At 57.2% G+C, this 15,036-nt stretch carries 13 protein-coding genes and 1 other RNA gene; 11 read left to right on the forward strand and 3 right to left on the reverse strand.

Features of this window, described 5'->3' with window-relative positions; all coding sequences use genetic code 11:
• Positions 1-30: 30 nt before the first annotated feature.
• The 4 genes from HV355_RS19760 to amtB all read left to right on the forward strand — a co-directional run bounded on the left by HV355_RS19760 (position 31) and on the right by amtB (position 5,442).
• Positions 31-1,785 carry a SmdA family multidrug ABC transporter permease/ATP-binding protein gene (locus HV355_RS19760; protein ID WP_100167112.1) on the forward strand — a complete coding sequence of 585 codons (1,755 nt, stop codon included), beginning with the start codon at positions 31-33 and terminating at the stop codon, positions 1,783-1,785.
• Positions 1,778-3,559, forward strand: a complete 1,782-nt coding sequence (locus HV355_RS19765) for a SmdB family multidrug efflux ABC transporter permease/ATP-binding protein (RefSeq protein WP_148400310.1) — start codon at positions 1,778-1,780, stop codon at positions 3,557-3,559. The genes HV355_RS19760 and HV355_RS19765 overlap by 8 nt, the downstream gene beginning before the upstream one ends.
• Before the next feature lie 222 nt (positions 3,560-3,781).
• Positions 3,782-4,120 carry a P-II family nitrogen regulator gene (gene glnK, locus HV355_RS19770; protein ID WP_008503304.1) on the forward strand — a complete coding sequence of 113 codons (339 nt, stop codon included), beginning with the start codon at positions 3,782-3,784 and terminating at the stop codon, positions 4,118-4,120.
• A 35-nt stretch (positions 4,121-4,155) separates the two neighbouring features.
• A complete protein-coding gene (gene amtB / locus HV355_RS19775; RefSeq protein WP_042714776.1) occupies positions 4,156-5,442 on the forward strand; it encodes an ammonium transporter AmtB in 1,287 nt (428 codons plus the stop codon).
• 95 nt (positions 5,443-5,537) lie between these two features.
• Here the strand turns inward: amtB and tesB are convergent, their stop codons facing one another.
• The gene (gene tesB / locus HV355_RS19780; protein ID WP_108415724.1) at positions 5,538-6,398 is read right to left on the reverse strand and encodes an acyl-CoA thioesterase II; all 861 of its coding nucleotides are present in this window, start codon (positions 6,396-6,398) and stop codon (positions 5,538-5,540) included.
• Positions 6,399-6,601: 203 nt separating this feature from the next.
• On the opposite strand from tesB, the gene HV355_RS19785 reads away from it, so the two are divergent.
• Complete coding sequence (locus HV355_RS19785; protein ID WP_182403121.1) at positions 6,602-7,129, forward strand: YbaY family lipoprotein; 528 nt, start codon at positions 6,602-6,604, stop codon at positions 7,127-7,129.
• Between the two features lie 33 nt (positions 7,130-7,162).
• Here HV355_RS19785 and HV355_RS19790 read toward each other — a convergent pair whose 3' ends face one another.
• A complete protein-coding gene (locus HV355_RS19790; protein WP_182403123.1) occupies positions 7,163-7,474 on the reverse strand; it encodes an MGMT family protein in 312 nt (103 codons plus the stop codon).
• A 170-nt stretch (positions 7,475-7,644) separates the two neighbouring features.
• Between HV355_RS19790 and ffs the strand changes: the two genes are divergently transcribed.
• The 3 genes from ffs (at position 7,645) to HV355_RS19805 (ending at position 8,472) form a co-directional block, all read left to right on the forward strand.
• An RNA gene (gene ffs, locus HV355_RS19795) (signal recognition particle sRNA small type) lies at positions 7,645-7,741 on the forward strand.
• A gap of 267 nt (positions 7,742-8,008) precedes the next feature.
• The gene (locus HV355_RS19800) at positions 8,009-8,260 is read left to right on the forward strand and encodes a hypothetical protein (protein WP_006176926.1); all 252 of its coding nucleotides are present in this window, start codon (positions 8,009-8,011) and stop codon (positions 8,258-8,260) included.
• Positions 8,257-8,472, forward strand: coding sequence for a hypothetical protein (locus HV355_RS19805; RefSeq protein ID WP_010428144.1), 216 nt, complete (start codon positions 8,257-8,259; stop codon positions 8,470-8,472). The genes HV355_RS19800 and HV355_RS19805 overlap by 4 nt, the downstream gene beginning before the upstream one ends.
• A gap of 69 nt (positions 8,473-8,541) precedes the next feature.
• Here HV355_RS19805 and HV355_RS19810 read toward each other — a convergent pair whose 3' ends face one another.
• Entirely contained in the window at positions 8,542-9,963 is a 1,422-nt protein-coding gene (locus HV355_RS19810; protein ID WP_182403125.1) for a PLP-dependent aminotransferase family protein, read from the reverse strand.
• Between the two features lie 86 nt (positions 9,964-10,049).
• Between HV355_RS19810 and HV355_RS19815 the strand changes: the two genes are divergently transcribed.
• From HV355_RS19815 to HV355_RS19825, 3 genes are all read left to right on the forward strand, one after another.
• Entirely contained in the window at positions 10,050-10,661 is a 612-nt protein-coding gene (locus HV355_RS19815) for a membrane protein (RefSeq protein WP_010428145.1), read from the forward strand.
• Between the two features lie 77 nt (positions 10,662-10,738).
• Positions 10,739-11,809, forward strand: coding sequence for a LacI family DNA-binding transcriptional regulator (locus tag HV355_RS19820; protein WP_182403127.1), 1,071 nt, complete (start codon positions 10,739-10,741; stop codon positions 11,807-11,809).
• A 103-nt stretch (positions 11,810-11,912) separates the two neighbouring features.
• Positions 11,913-15,005: a beta-galactosidase gene (locus HV355_RS19825; protein ID WP_182403129.1), complete on the forward strand. Its 3,093-nt coding sequence runs from the start codon at positions 11,913-11,915 to the stop codon at positions 15,003-15,005.
• The last annotated feature ends 31 nt before the right edge of the window (positions 15,006-15,036 follow it).

Raw genomic sequence — 15,036 nt, forward strand, 5'->3', positions numbered from 1 at the left:
CTTCGAAAAATACCTTCAGGAACAAACCGCGTGCGATTATTTGCCCAATTAAGCTGGTACTTTCGTCGGGAGTGGCAACGCTACCTCGGCGCGGTATGCCTGCTTATTATCATTGCCATCCTGCAGCTGATCCCGCCGAAAGTGGTGGGGTACGTCGTGGATGGCGTCACCGAACAGCATTACACCACCGCACGGGTGTTGATGTGGGTCGGCACGCTGGTGCTGACCGCGGTGATTGTATACCTGCTGCGCTACGTCTGGCGCGTGCTCTTATTCGGTGCGTCCTATCAGCTGGCCGTTGAGCTGCGTGAAGATTTTTACCGCCAGCTGAGCCGCCAGCATCCTGAATTTTATCTGCGCCACCGGACCGGTGACCTCATTGCACGCGCCACCAACGACGTGGACCGCGTGGTCTTTGCCGCCGGGGAAGGGGTGCTGACGCTGGTGGATTCACTGGTCATGGGCTGCGCGGTGTTGATTGTGATGTCGACCCAGATTAGCTGGCAACTGACCCTGCTGGCGCTGCTGCCAATGCCGCTGATGGCGCTGGCGATCAACCGCTACGGTGAAAAGCTTCACGAGCGTTTCAAGCTGGCGCAGGCGGCGTTTTCATCGCTCAACGATCGCACCCAGGAGAGTATGACCAGCATCCGCATGATCAAAGCCTTCGGCCTGGAAGACAGGCAGTCCGCACTGTTTGCCGCTGATGCGGCGGATACCGGCGCGAAAAACATGCGCGTGGCGCGTATTGACGCCCGGTTTGACCCGACGATCTATATCGCCATCGGCATGGCGAATATGCTGGCGATTGGCGGCGGGAGCTGGATGGTGGTGCAGGGTTCCATGACCCTCGGTCAGTTGACCAGCTTTGCCATGTATTTGGGGCTGATGATCTGGCCGATGCTGGCGCTGGCGTGGATGTTTAACATCGTTGAGCGCGGCAGCGCCGCGTACAGCCGTATTCGCGCGATGCTGGCGGAAGCGCCGGTGGTGAAGGACGGCAGCGAAGCCGTTCCCGACGGGCGCGGAACCGTGAAAGCCGATATTCAGTCGTTTAGCTATCCGCAGACGACGCATCCGGTGCTCGAAAACGTGAACTTCACCCTGCAGCCAGGACAGATGCTGGGAATTTGCGGCCCAACGGGAGCCGGAAAAAGCACCGTTCTCTCTCTGCTGCAGCGCCACTTCGACGTGACGCAGGGCGATATTCGTTTTCATGACATTCCCTTGTCGAACCTGCTGCTGGACGGCTGGCGTAGCCGCCTGGCGGTGGTGAGCCAGACGCCGTTTTTATTCTCCGATACCATCGCGAACAATATCGCCCTCGGTCATCCTTCGGCAACACAGGACGAGATTGAACATGTGGCGCGCTTAGCCAGCGTCCATGACGATATTTTGCGTCTGCCGCAGGGCTATGAAACGGAAGTCGGCGAGCGAGGGGTGATGCTCTCCGGCGGACAAAAGCAGCGAATTTCGATCGCGCGTGCGCTGCTGCTGAATGCTGAAATCCTGATCCTGGACGATGCGCTTTCCGCCGTTGATGGCCGTACTGAGCATCAGATCCTGCACAATCTTCGTCAGTGGGGAGAAGGACGCACGGTGATCATCAGCGCCCACCGCCTGTCGGCGCTGACGGAAGCCAGTGAAATTCTGGTGTTGCAGCACGGGCATATCGCCCAGCGCGGGCAGCACGAGCAGCTGGCGGAACAGCCGGGCTGGTATCGCGACATGTATCGTTATCAGCAGCTGGAAGCGGCGCTGGATGAGGAGGCGACCCATGCGTAAGCTCGGAACAATGTGGCCGACGCTCAAACGCCTTCTGGCCTACGGTTCGCCATGGCGTAAACCGCTTTCGGTTGCCGTGCTTCTGCTGTGGATTGCGGCGATTGCCGAAGTCAGCGGCCCCTTGCTTATCAGCTATTTCATCGACAATATGGTGGCGAAAAGCTATCTGCCGTGGGGGCTGGTCGCAGGCTTAGGCGTGGCCTACGTTGGGCTACAGTTAACGGCGGCAGGGCTGCACTATGCCCAGTCGCTGCTCTTTAACAGGGCAGCCGTGGGCGTGGTACAGCAGCTGCGTACGGATGTCATGGATGCCGCGCTGCGCCAGCCGCTGAGCGAGTTTGACACCCAGCCGGTCGGGCAGGTAATTTCGCGCGTGACCAACGATACTGAAGTGATCCGCGATCTCTACGTCACCGTAGTGGCAACCGTGTTGCGCAGCGCCGCGCTGATCGGTGCGATGCTGGTCGCCATGTTCAGCCTCGACTGGCGTATGGCGCTGGTGGCGATCACTATCTTCCCGGCGGTGCTGATCGTGATGGTGATCTACCAGCGCTACAGCACGCCGATTGTTCGCCGGGTGCGCGCTTATCTGGCCGACATCAATGATGGCTTCAATGAAGTGATCAACGGCATGAGCGTCATCCAGCAGTTCCGCCAGCAGGCGCGCTTTGGCGAGCGCATGGGCGAAGCCAGCCGTTCGCACTATATGGCGCGTATGCAGACGTTACGTCTGGACGGCTTCCTGCTGCGTCCATTGCTTAGCCTGTTCTCGGCGCTGGTCCTCTGTGGCCTGCTGATGCTGTTTGGGCTGACAACGCGTGGAACCATTGAGGTTGGGGTGCTCTATGCCTTCATCAGCTATCTGGGGCGCCTTAACGAACCCCTGATTGAGCTCACTACCCAGCAATCGATGCTGCAACAGGCGGTGGTCGCCGGTGAACGCGTGTTCGAGCTGATGGACAGACCGCGTCAAACCTATGGCGATGATGAACGTCCTCTGCAAAGCGGCTCGATTGCCTTTGATAAGGTCTCGTTTGCTTACCGCGATGACCAGCTTGTCTTACAGGACATTAATCTTGAGGTACCGTCGCGCGGCTTCGTGGCGCTGGTGGGGCATACCGGCAGCGGCAAGAGTACGCTCGCCAGTCTGTTAATGGGCTACTATCCGTTAACGCAAGGTGAGATCCGCCTCGATGGACGCCCGCTTGCATCACTCAGCCACAATGTGCTGCGTAAGGGCGTCGCCATGGTGCAACAGGACCCGGTCGTACTGGCCGATACCTTCTACGCTAACGTCACGTTGGGTCGGCCTTTTACCCAGGAACAGGTCTGGGAGGTGCTGGAGAAAGTGCAGCTGGCCGATCTGGCGCGCGGGTTCAGTGAGGGTATCAATACGAAACTAGGCGAGCAGGGGAATAACCTCTCCGTAGGGCAGAAACAGCTGCTGGCCCTGGCGCGCGTGCTGATTGAAACGCCGCAGGTGCTGATTCTCGATGAAGCGACGGCCAGCATTGACTCCGGTACCGAGCAGGCCATCCAGCAGGCGCTGGCCGCTGTTCGGGATCACACCACGCTGGTGGTCATCGCGCATCGCCTCTCAACCATTGTCGATGCCGATACCATCCTGGTGCTGCATCGTGGACAGGCCGTTGAACGAGGTACGCACAGACAACTGCTGGAAGAGAAAGGACGCTACTGGCAGATGTACCAGCTGCAGCTGGCAGGTGAAGAGCTGGCAGCCAGCGCGCGCGAAGAAGAGTCGCTGAGCGCCTGATGCACCAAAAACAGGCAAGCTGCTAACAGTCATTCCTGTTGGTGCAAAACTGAAACGCACTGTGCACTGCCATGGTGCGTTTTTTTTCACCCGTTCGGTATTGAACCCCATTCCTGGCTCATCGCCCGCCGTTTTCTCGCTGTTTTCAATTCTGGCACACCCCTTGCAATGTCCCTTACGTGTTAGCTGCGGCCATTACCGAATTCTGACTGGAGGGGATTTATGAAGCTGGTTACGGTTGTAATCAAACCATTCAAACTCGAAGACGTACGTGAAGCGTTGTCTTCAATGGGTATTCAGGGACTGACTGTCACCGAAGTGAAAGGCTTTGGTCGTCAGAAGGGTCATGCCGAGCTTTATCGCGGTGCGGAATACAGCGTGAATTTCCTGCCAAAAGTAAAAATCGATGTCGCGATTGCGGATGACCAGCTTGATGAGGTCATTGATGTCATCAGCAAAGCGGCCTACACCGGCAAAATTGGCGACGGCAAAATTTTCGTTGCCGAACTGCAGCGCGTCATTCGCATTCGTACCGGCGAATCTGACGAAGCGGCTCTGTAAGTAACTCCTGGCACACAGTGATAGGGATCGAGAAAATGAAGATAGCAACACTCAAAACGGCTCTGGGGTCGCTGGCACTGCTGCCGGGCCTGGCTCTGGCTGCGCCTGCCGTGGCAGACAAAGCCGATAACGCCTTTATGATGATTAGCACCGCGCTGGTGCTGTTCATGTCAATTCCGGGCATTGCGCTGTTCTACGGCGGCCTGATCCGCGGCAAGAACGTGCTCTCCATGCTGACGCAAGTTGCGGTAACGTTCGCGCTGGTTTGCGTGCTGTGGGTAGTTTACGGATACTCGCTGGCGTTCGGCACGGGCAATGCGTTCTTTGGTAACTTCGACTGGGTGATGCTGAAAAATATCGAGCTGACCGCGCTGATGGGCAGCTTCTATCAGTACATCCACGTCGCTTTCCAGGGATCGTTTGCCTGCATCACCGTCGGGCTGATTGTGGGTGCGCTTGCTGAGCGTATTCGTTTCTCTGCCGTCCTGATCTTCGTGGTGGTCTGGCTGACGCTCTCCTATGTGCCTATCGCGCATATGGTATGGGGCGGCGGTCTGCTGGCGAGCCATGGTGCGCTGGACTTTGCGGGCGGCACCGTTGTACACATCAACGCCGCAGTCGCGGGCCTGGTGGGTGCCTACCTGATTGGCAAACGTGTGGGCTTCGGGAAAGAAGCGTTCAAGCCGCACAACCTGCCGATGGTGTTTACCGGTACGGCGATTCTCTACTTTGGCTGGTTTGGCTTCAACGCAGGCTCTGCAAGTGCCGCTAACGAAATCGCCGCGCTGGCCTTCGTGAACACCGTTGTCGCAACGGCGGGTGCAATCCTCTCCTGGGTCTTTGGCGAGTGGGCCGTTCGCGGTAAACCGTCTCTGCTGGGTGCCTGTTCGGGGGCTATCGCCGGTCTGGTCGGTATCACGCCAGCCTGTGGTTACGTGGGTGTAGGTGGTGCGCTGCTGGTGGGGTTGGTTGCAGGCCTTGCGGGTCTGTGGGGCGTTACCGCTCTGAAACGTGTTCTGCGCGTTGACGACCCTTGCGATGTATTTGGCGTCCACGGCGTCTGCGGCATTGTCGGCTGTATCATGACCGGGATCTTTGCAGCTAAATCACTGGGCGGCGTGGGTTATGCGGAAGGCGTCACCATGGTTCACCAGGTGCTGGTGCAGTTGGAAAGTATTGCCATCACCGTTGTGTGGTCTGCTGTCGTGGCCTTTATTGGCTATAAGCTGGCGGACATGACTGTCGGCCTGCGCGTACCGGAAGAGCAGGAACGCGAGGGTCTGGACGTCAACAGCCACGGCGAGAATGCGTATAACGCATGATCTGAGAGTCTTGCCGGGTGGCGGCTTCGCCTTACCCGGCCTACAACTGCACAATCCGTAGGCCCGGTAAGCGTAGCGCCACCGGGCTTTTTACATCACCCTCTATTACGCATCACCCCTTCCTGCACCGTCGAAGCCACCAGCACGCCATCCTGCGTATAAAACTCTCCCCGCACAAAGCCGCGAGCGCTTGATGCCGACGTACTTTCCACGCTGTAGAGCAACCACTCATTCATGTTGAATGGACGGTGGAACCACATCGAGTGGTCGATGGTAGCGACCTGCATCCCTTTTTCCAGGAACCCCACGCCGTGCGGCTGCAGCGCCACAGGCAGGAAGTTAAAGTCAGACGCATAGCCCAGCAGGTACTGATGAACGCGGAGATCTTCCGGCATTGTGCCGTTGGCACGCATCCAGACCTGACGTTTCGGTTCTGCAGTGTGGCCTTTCATCGGGTTATGGAATTCAACGGGGCGGATCTCAAGCGGCTTATCGCAGAGGAACTTCTCCTTTACCTGCGGCGGAAGCAGATGCGCCAGCGCGCGGGCGATATCGGTTTCCGATTTGAGATCGTCAGGCGAAGGGGCTGGCGGCATCACTTTTTGATGCTCATAGCCCGGTTCAGGCGCCTGGAAAGAGGCTGTCATGTAAAAGATCGGTTTGCCATGTTGAATAGCTGCCACGCGGCGAGCACTAAAACTGTTGCCATCTCTCAGCACTTCAACGTCATAGACAATGGGTTTTGCGCTATCGCCAGGGCGCAGGAAGTAACTGTGAAAGGAGTGCACCAGACGGTCGGTCGGGACGGTTTCCTTGGCTGCGTACAGCGCTTGTCCCACGACCTGCCCACCGAAGACCTGGCGTAAACCCAAATCTTCGCTCTGTCCGCGAAAGAGTCCTTCCTCAATTTTTTCCAGATTCAGTAATGTCAGCAGATTGTTCAGTGCCTGACTCATAGTCGTCCTCAATAAACGCCGTGGCGAAAGATACGCAGAGTATAACGCAGAAATGAAAGTGGTCCGATGGGTAGATTAGTCTGAATATCGGGGAGAATTCAGGCGTTAATCATTGATTTGTGCCACACTTGAATACGTTATGTGAATGAAACGACATCGGATGGGATCGATCCCGCTGGTGCATTGATGATAAGGAGACTTCAATGAAACTCGTGCCTATGCTAAGTGGTATAGCTATTGCGGTGGCGTTGTCCGCCTGTGCAGGTAAGAGCGCTCAGGTGCCGGTGCCAGCAGCTGACCCGAACGGGATTAATACACTTTCACAGCAGTCAATTCAGCAGCCAAATGTATCCGGTACAATCTGGATCAAGCAAAGAGTGGCTCTGCCGCCGGATGCGGTATTAACGGTAACGCTGTCTGATGCTTCACTGGCCGATGCACCGTCGAAAGTGCTGGCGCAGCGTGCGGTTCGCACCGAGGGTAAACAGGCGCCATTTAGCTTCGTACTGCCTTACAATCCAGCAGATGTGCAGCCAAATGCGCGTATCCTGCTGAGTGCGGCGGTAACGATCAACGATAAACTGGTCTTTATTACCGACACGGTGCACGAAGCGATTAACAACGGTGGAACAAAAGTTGACCTGAATCTGGTCCCGGTGCAGCAAACGGAAGTTCCGCTTGCGCCTCAGACTAACCAGCCGACCGTCGCAACCCCACCTACGCAGCTGTAATTCCTGCCTTTACCCTCTCCTGCGGGAGAGGGTTCAGTACACCCAACGGTATTTCTGCAAATCGATCTGTCCCGAACCTGACACCTGCACACCTTCTGACAATAACGCCTGACGCTGACGCTGCAAATCCGGCCCGGTAAGCGAAATGGCACCGTGACGATTCACCACACGATGCCACGGCAAAGCACTTCCTTCCGGGAGCCGCTTCAGAACGCCACCGACCTGACGTGCCGCACGCGGAGAGCCTGTAAGACGCGCTACCTCACCGTAGGTGGTGACAACCCCTTCCGGGATGGAGGCCACGATTTGCCACACGCGTTGCGGGAAAGAGTCATGTTCGTCCATTTATCACTCCAGTGGGTCGTAATGAAGTGTGATGGTAAACGAAGATGAAGGCGATTGCCGCTTAAGTTTGCGCAATAAACCAGCATCCAGATGCCCATGGCTTGCAATTGACGGGCGGCATAGGGATAATGCGCCAGCGCGTTGGTTAACAACGCTCTCAATGGGGGCTCTGTTGGTTCTCCCGCAACGCTACTCTGTTCACCAGGTCAGGTCCGGAAGGAAGCAGCCAGGGCAGACGACGTGTGTGCCGGGATGTAGCTGGCAGGGCCCCCACCCATTTCTTCCCCCAAAAAATCTTCTGCTTTAGATACCTTTGCTCTCAGGCTATTAATCCTTATAGATAAAGTGGTTTTTATAAGCCCGGAAATATATCTTTCATTTAACTGAAATAATATTGTCATAAACCTGTAATAATAGACTGTCATTTTATTATCGGGTGTCTTTTTTCCGTCATAAGCAAAAAATATATATCTGGATTAGAAAGTTAACTTCGTGTATTAAATTAAACACGGTTTCCGAAGGGAAGTGACAATTATGGCTACTGCGGTTTTGAATGTTAAAATTGATGAAGCGCTAAAAGAAAGACTTCGCCACTATGCCGAAGTAAATAATGAGAATTTAAGCGTGACCACAGAGAAACTGCTGCTGCTGGCGTTTGAAGCAGTAGAAGAGGCGGGAGTATCGGAAGAGGATATTGATAATCAGCATACGGAAGAAGAGAGCGTTTCTCCATTTACTCCTAAAGAAATCAAGGCACTACGTAAACTTCTGAAGAAGAGAAAATGAAACAACAACTGTCGACCGCCCATGACTACAAAGAGGCCTGCGATCTGTTGCGTTCAGGCTACGTCAAACATGTACGTCTTGGCTGGAATGTAGGAAGTGATGAGTTCTTTCGTATTGCGTCTGACTGGTGTGATACCGGCGCAAAAATAAAGAAAGAGGGTGAAGATTTTGTTATTTCACTGAAAGGTTTCCCGATTCCTCCTCAGCACTAATTCCTGATATGTGAAAACAGCTGACTGCCTCTATGACAGTCAGCTGTTTTTATTATTTACGAAAAAATTTTACACCAGGCTCCGTTTAATCGAGGGCGTGGTTTGGTTCAGGGCGAGCCACAACGGCTTGATTCTCAATAACGCTTGCTCAAGTTCTTCCGGTTCAAGTGAGAAAGGCATACGCAAATAGCGATCAAATGCCCCTGAAAGACCGAACCGCGTGCCGGTCCCCATGTTGATCCCAATCGTCTCAGCCCGTGCGGCGAGCTGCGTTGCCAGCATCCCCGGCAGTTCAATCCAGTACGAAAGCCCGCCTTCGGCTTCATGGAAGGTCCAGTCCGGGAAATGCTCGCGCAGGAGTTCCCCGCACCTGTTCCGTCGTTCCACCAGCATTTTCCGGCGAGCGGGCAAAAAGGTGTCGCTGTTTTCGATAAGCCACAGCGTTGCCAGCTGTTCCAGCATAGGGGAACCGAGGTCCAGCGTATCGCGCGCCTGAGCGAGCGCCGCGATGGTGCGTGAAGAGGCGCGGATCCAGCCGAGACGCAGTCCACCCCAGAAGCTTTTCCCGGCAGAGCCCAGCGTAATCACCGCTGCCCCAGGATTAAACGCTGCCAGAGGGGGCGGCGGCGGCGCATCAAACCAGAGATCGAGCATGGTTTCGTCCACGACCAGCGTGGTACGCGTCCGCGCGGCGATGTCGGTGATCGTCTGACGGGTGGCGGCGTCCATACAGCGTCCCGTTGGATTATGAAAATCCGGCATCAGGTAGGCCAGGCGCGGGGCCGTTTGGGCAAGCGTTGCCGCGAAACCGTCGGTATCCCAGCCGCTTTCAGGCAGTGAAACGCCTACCGGTCGGCAGAGAGCCCCCTGAATAGCGGCGATCGCCAGCGGGTAGGTTGGATGGTCGACGACGATGCGATCGCCTGGCCCGGTCATCATGCGCAATACCAGCGCAAAGCCGCTGACGGCACCATTTACGACCATCACTTCGTCTGCCCGCGTTGGCAGCCCGCGCGCGGTATAGCGTGCGGCAATGGCTTCCCGCAGCGCGGGCAACCCGAGCTGGTCATAGCCCGTCAGCGCAAGGTGCTGGGTAATCGCCGTCAGCGCATGGGTATACGCCTGATGGATTTCGGGCCCGGCGTTGAGTGCGGCGGTGGACAGGTCCAGCGCCGCGCTGGCCGCAGAAAGCGTCGGTACCGCGCGGGTATCCGGCAGGATCACGCGTGAGCCGCTGCCGTGGCGACTTTCCAGATAACCCTCTTCCCGCAGATGGGCGAGCGCGCTGCCAACGGTGGTTCGGCTGACGTTTAGCGTACTGGCTAATTCCCTCTCACCCGGTAGCCGCGTATTCAGCGCCAGTCTGCCATCCAGAATAAGCAGACGTAACGCATCGGCCAGCTGACGCCAGAACGGCGTACGCGACGAGGATTGTTGCCAGTGGCCTAAAAGGCGTGCCAGAGACTGGCTTCCGAAACGACGAGATGACATATGCAGTCCACTATTTAGAAACTGGACATTAATCATAGAGCCATTTTGACCCAATATGAAACTCTGGTTCACTGGAGAAGATAAAAATGGTACGTCGTCTGCTACAGCTTTATGTCGGTTTAGGGCTTTATGGCCTTTCCACCGCGATGTTTATTCGTGCGGATCTGGGCGTCGATCCGTGGGACGTCTTTCACCTTGGGGTGGCCTTACAAACGGGGATGACCATTGGTACGGTCATCATTGTGACCGGTGCGGCGGTGCTTCTGCTGTGGATCCCGCTGCGTCAGATGCCCGGGCTGGGCACCCTCAGTAACGTTATCTGTATTGGCCTGGCGGCAGATGCTTCAATGGCCTTAATCCCTGAGTTGAGTTCGCTGCCTGTCCGCATTGCGCTGCTGGTGTCCGGGATCGTCGCGAACGCCATAGCAACCGGGATGTATATCGGTGCAGGTTTTGGGTCAGGTCCGCGCGACGGCCTGATGACCGGGATCCACGCCCGGTTAGGCTGGTCAATCCGCAGCGTGCGCACCTCTATTGAAGTCTCTGTCCTGATTATCGGTTGCCTGCTTGGCGGTTCATTTGGTGTGGGGACAGTGATTTACGCCCTGACCATCGGCCCGCTTATCCAGCTCTGTTTGCCGTGGTTCCGTCAAAAGCCGCGTATCGAGACGGTTCCTCAGCCTGAGCGGGTTGTTTAATTTTGCGAAGCGCTCACATGCTTTAATGGCGTCGCTGTGCCAGAATAGCGGCTTGTTATCAAGCGATGCCGGACTGCATGAAAGCGATCACACTCTATGACGTTGCCCTCCTTGCGGGGGTGTCTTACCAGACCGTGTCCCGCGTGATTAATGGCGCGGAGCACGTCTCCACCCGCACTCGGGAAAAGGTGCAGCAGGCGATGGCCGAACTGCACTACGTGCCTAATCGGGGCGCACAGCAGCTGGCGGGGAAACGGACCCGGACGCTGGGGCTGATCACCACCGATCTGGCCCTGCATGCGCCCTCGCAAATTGTCTCAGCGGTAAAATCCCGCGCGGCAGAGCAGGGGGCAAGCGTCTTAATTTCAATGGTGGAGCATGCTCAGCAATGCCAGGCTGCGGTGCAGGAACTGCTGGCTCAGCGTGTGGAAGCCTTACTGGTCAATGTCCCGCTGGACGACCCTGACGCAGAGCAGCTTCAGAAAATGGCTTCGCCTGTGCCTGTTCTGTTCCTCGATGTTTCCCCTTCGGCACAGGTCAACAGTCTGGTATTTAACGCCGGGCAGGGGGCCGCGCTGGGCGCGGAACATCTGATTTCTCTGGGACATCAGCGCATCGCTCTTCTCAGTGGACCAGAGAGTTCCGTTTCAGCGCGTGCGCGTCTGGCGGGATGGAAAACGACCCTGGCACAAGCCGGTCTTGAAGCCGCTGACGAGGTTCATGGCGACTGGAGCGCCGCCTCCGGATATGAAAAAGGCCACCAGCTTTTATCCGGGTCGCAACTACCTGACGCCATTCTGGTCGCGAACGATCAAATGGCACTGGGCGTGATGCGCGCCTGCGTAGAGAAGGGCATTGCTATACCGGGCCAGATATCGATTGTCGGGTTTGATGACACGGCTGACAGCGCCTGGTTTTCACCGCCGCTGACCACCGTTCGGCAGGCTTTTCGTGAGGCGGGCGAGCGCAGCGTGGAATGGCTGCTGACGCCGACGAGAAGTGAAAAATTCTGGCAAGAGCAGCTTCCCGTCACGCTGATCGCGCGTCATTCGAGCGCCCGTCGCGCAGCCGATCGGGTTGATCGGGAAGAGCTTGCCCATCAACTGAGAAATCTGGCATTGCTGGCTGAAAAAATCGCGCGGGGATAAATCTTTTGTGATCCGGCTCGCTACGTGAGGATCGCACACTTTACCCTTCTCTGTTGCCAGGGCATGTTGACTGAAATTGTGAGCGCTTCGCAAAGAGGTTATTATGTCTGACACATCATCGCTGACCCTCAGCGCACTTCTGGCTCGTCGGGACTGGGAAAACCCCGGGGTGACGCAGTGGAATCGCCTGGCGGTCCACGCGCCGTTTCACAGCTGGCGTGACGAAGTCTCGGCCAGAGAAGAGGCGAAAACCCCAAACAAACGTTCTCTCAACGGGATGTGGCAGTTTAGCTTTTTTGCTGCGCCAGAACAGGTTACGCAGGCATGGGTAGAAGAGGATTATACCGATGCCGTCGCGATGCCCGTTCCTTCGAACTGGCAGATGCAGGGCTTTGATACGCCGATCTACACCAATGTGACCTATCCGATCCCCGTCAATCCGCCCTGCGTTCCGACAGAGAATCCTACCGGTTGTTACTCGCTCACATTTGAGATGGATGACGCCTGGCTGCACGGCGGGCAAACCCGCATTATCTTCGACGGGGTAAACTCAGCATTCCATCTCTGGTGCAACGGCCAGTGGATTGGCTATTCCCAGGACAGTCGCCTGCCCGCCGAGTTTGATCTCACGGCAGCGCTGCGTTCAGGCCAGAACCGTCTTGCGGTCATGGTGCTGCGCTGGTGCGACGGGAGCTATCTTGAAGATCAGGATATGTGGCGCATGAGCGGTATTTTCCGTGACGTCTCGCTGCTGCATAAGCCTGAGACGCAGATTGCGGATTACCACGTTGTGACCGATCTCAACGCGGAGTGTGACCGCGCAATGCTTAACGTCGACGTCGCGCTGGCAGGGTCCTGCTATTCTGCCTGCGAAGTGGTCATCACCCTGTGGCGAAACGGCGAAAAATGCGCCAGCGTCACGCAACGCCCCGGCTCTGCGGTGGTTGACGAGCGAGGCCGCTGGGCCGAGCGGCTAGCGGTGGCGATCCCCGTCAAAGAGCCCGCACTGTGGAGTGCGGAAACGCCTGAACTTTACCGTCTGACAATTGCGCTTAGGGACACAAAGGGTAATGTGCTGGACGTCGAGGCATGCGACGTCGGCTTTCGCCGGGTTGAAATCAGCAAGGGTCTGCTGAAGCTCAACGGTAAACCGGTGCTGATTCGGGGCGTGAACCGCCATGAGCATCATCCGGAAAACGGGCAGGTGATGGATGAAGCGACGATGCGCCGCGATATCGAGCTGATGAAGCAGCACAACTTTAACGCCGTCCGTTGCTCGCATTACCCAAATCATCCGCTGTGGTACAAGCTTTGCGATCGCTACGGTCTGTACGTTGTGGATGAGGCCAATATCGAAACCCACGGCATGGTGCCAATGAGCCGTCTTGCTGACGATCCCCGCTGGCTGCCTGCCATGAGTGAACGCGTGACGCGCATGGTGCAGCGCGATCGTAACCATCCGTCCATTATCATCTGGTCGCTGGGGAATGAGTCCGGGCACGGTGCAAACCATGATGCGCTTTACCGCTGGCTGAAAACTACCGATCCAACGCGCCCTGTACAGTACGAAGGCGGTGGGGCGAATACGGCAGCAACCGACATTGTCTGTCCGATGTATGCTCGTGTTGATCAGGACCAGCCGTTCCCGGCGGTGCCAAAATGGGCGATCAAAAAATGGATCGGCATGCCGGATGAAACACGCCCGCTGATCCTCTGTGAATACGCCCACGCGATGGGCAACAGCTTTGGCGGGTTCGCCAAATATTGGCAGGCATTTCGCAGTCATCCGCGCCTACAGGGCGGGTTCGTCTGGGACTGGGTCGACCAGGCGCTGACGAAGAAAGACGAAAACGGCAAACCCTTCTGGGCTTACGGCGGTGACTTCGGTGATAAACCGAATGACCGACAGTTCTGCCTGAATGGTCTGGTATTCCCGGATCGCACGCCGCATCCGGCGCTGTATGAAGCGCAGCGCGCGCAGCAGTTTTTCACCTTTACGTGCGTGAGTACCTCTCCGCTGGTGGTTGAGGTGAAAAGTGATTACCTGTTCCGCCACACCGACAACGACGTCGCGAGATGGTCGGTTACCCGCGACGGGGAGGTGCTGGCTCAGGGGGAGGTTGCGCTTTCCATTCCCCCTCAGGGGCAGCAGCGTCTGGAAATCTCGCTGCCGACGCTGATGGCCGGGCCGGGGGAGGTCTGGCTTAATGTGGAGGTTATCCAGCCGCAGGCAACAGACTGGTCACCGGCGAATCATCGCTGCGCGTGGGATCAGTGGCTGCTTCCGACGCCGCTGTACGTTACGCCACCGCGGGCAGTCGGGATCCCGCCGGTATTCACAGAGCAGGATGATGTGCTGGACATTACCCATGGAGAGCAACGCTGGCGGTTCGATCGCGCCTCGGGAAATCTGACGCAGTGGTGGAACAAGGGCGTTGAAACGCTGCGCTCGCCGCTGACGGATAACTTTACCCGTGCGCCGCTGGATAATGACATTGGCGTGAGCGAAGCCACGCAAATCGATCCGAATGCCTGGGTTGAACGCTGGAAAGCGGCCGGAATGATTGAGATGTCTGCGCGCCTGCTTATGTGTGAAGCGGAACCGCATACTAATGACGTGGTCGTGACCACGCGACACGTCTGGGAGTATCGCGGTAAGGCGCTGTTTTTGAGCCATAAGGTCTGGCGGATTGACGATTGCGGCGTGCTGCATGGCGATGTGCAGGTGCAGGTGGCGTCCGATATTCCCGAGCCCGCGCGAATCGGCCTGAGCGTCCAGTTTGCACAGGTACCGGATACGGTGCGCTGGCTGGGGCTGGGGCCGTTCGAGAACTATCCGGACAGGAAGCTGGCGGCGCAGCAGGGGCGCTGGACGTTGCCGCTCGATGCGATGCAGACCCCCTACATTTTCCCGACAGAAAACGGCCTGCGCTGTGACACCCGAGAACTCGCCTGCGGAGCGCACGTGCTTCAGGGAAATTTCCATTTCTCCGTCAGCCGCCACAGCCAACAGCAGCTTCGTGAGACAACGCATCAGCACTTGCTGCGAGATGAGCCGGGCTGCTGGCTCAATCTGGATGCATTCCATATGGGCGTTGGCGGTGATGATTCCTGGAGCCCAAGCGTTTCACCGGAATTCATCCTGCAACATCGTCAGCTTCGCTACGCCTTTAGCTGGCATCAGAACGCACTGTAGCGCGCCAGTCGCGGCCACCGCGGGTGGCCGC

The sequence above is a fragment of the Enterobacter sp. RHBSTW-01064 genome (assembly GCF_014103035.1).
Classification (GTDB): Bacteria; Pseudomonadota; Gammaproteobacteria; order Enterobacterales; family Enterobacteriaceae; genus Enterobacter; species Enterobacter mori.

Bases quoted from the DNA above. Each gene is read 5' to 3' on its own strand.
- HV355_RS19765 (WP_148400310.1), top strand. From the start codon at position 1,778: ATGCGTAAGCTCGGAACAATGTGGCCGACGCTCAAACGCCTTCTGGCC.
- glnK (WP_008503304.1), top strand. From the start codon at position 3,782: ATGAAGCTGGTTACGGTTGTAATCAAACCATTCAAACTCGAAGACGTA.
- amtB (WP_042714776.1), top strand. From the start codon at position 4,156: ATGAAGATAGCAACACTCAAAACGGCTCTGGGGTCGCTGGCACTGCTG.
- tesB (WP_108415724.1), bottom strand. From the start codon at position 6,398: ATGAGTCAGGCACTGAACAATCTGCTGACATTACTGAATCTGGAAAAA.
- HV355_RS19785 (WP_182403121.1), top strand. From the start codon at position 6,602: ATGAAACTCGTGCCTATGCTAAGTGGTATAGCTATTGCGGTGGCGTTG.
- HV355_RS19790 (WP_182403123.1), bottom strand. From the start codon at position 7,474: ATGGACGAACATGACTCTTTCCCGCAACGCGTGTGGCAAATCGTGGCC.
- HV355_RS19800 (WP_006176926.1), top strand. From the start codon at position 8,009: ATGGCTACTGCGGTTTTGAATGTTAAAATTGATGAAGCGCTAAAAGAA.
- HV355_RS19805 (WP_010428144.1), top strand. From the start codon at position 8,257: ATGAAACAACAACTGTCGACCGCCCATGACTACAAAGAGGCCTGCGAT.
- HV355_RS19810 (WP_182403125.1), bottom strand. From the start codon at position 9,963: ATGTCATCTCGTCGTTTCGGAAGCCAGTCTCTGGCACGCCTTTTAGGC.
- HV355_RS19815 (WP_010428145.1), top strand. From the start codon at position 10,050: ATGGTACGTCGTCTGCTACAGCTTTATGTCGGTTTAGGGCTTTATGGC.
- HV355_RS19820 (WP_182403127.1), top strand. From the start codon at position 10,739: ATGAAAGCGATCACACTCTATGACGTTGCCCTCCTTGCGGGGGTGTCT.
- HV355_RS19825 (WP_182403129.1), top strand. From the start codon at position 11,913: ATGTCTGACACATCATCGCTGACCCTCAGCGCACTTCTGGCTCGTCGG.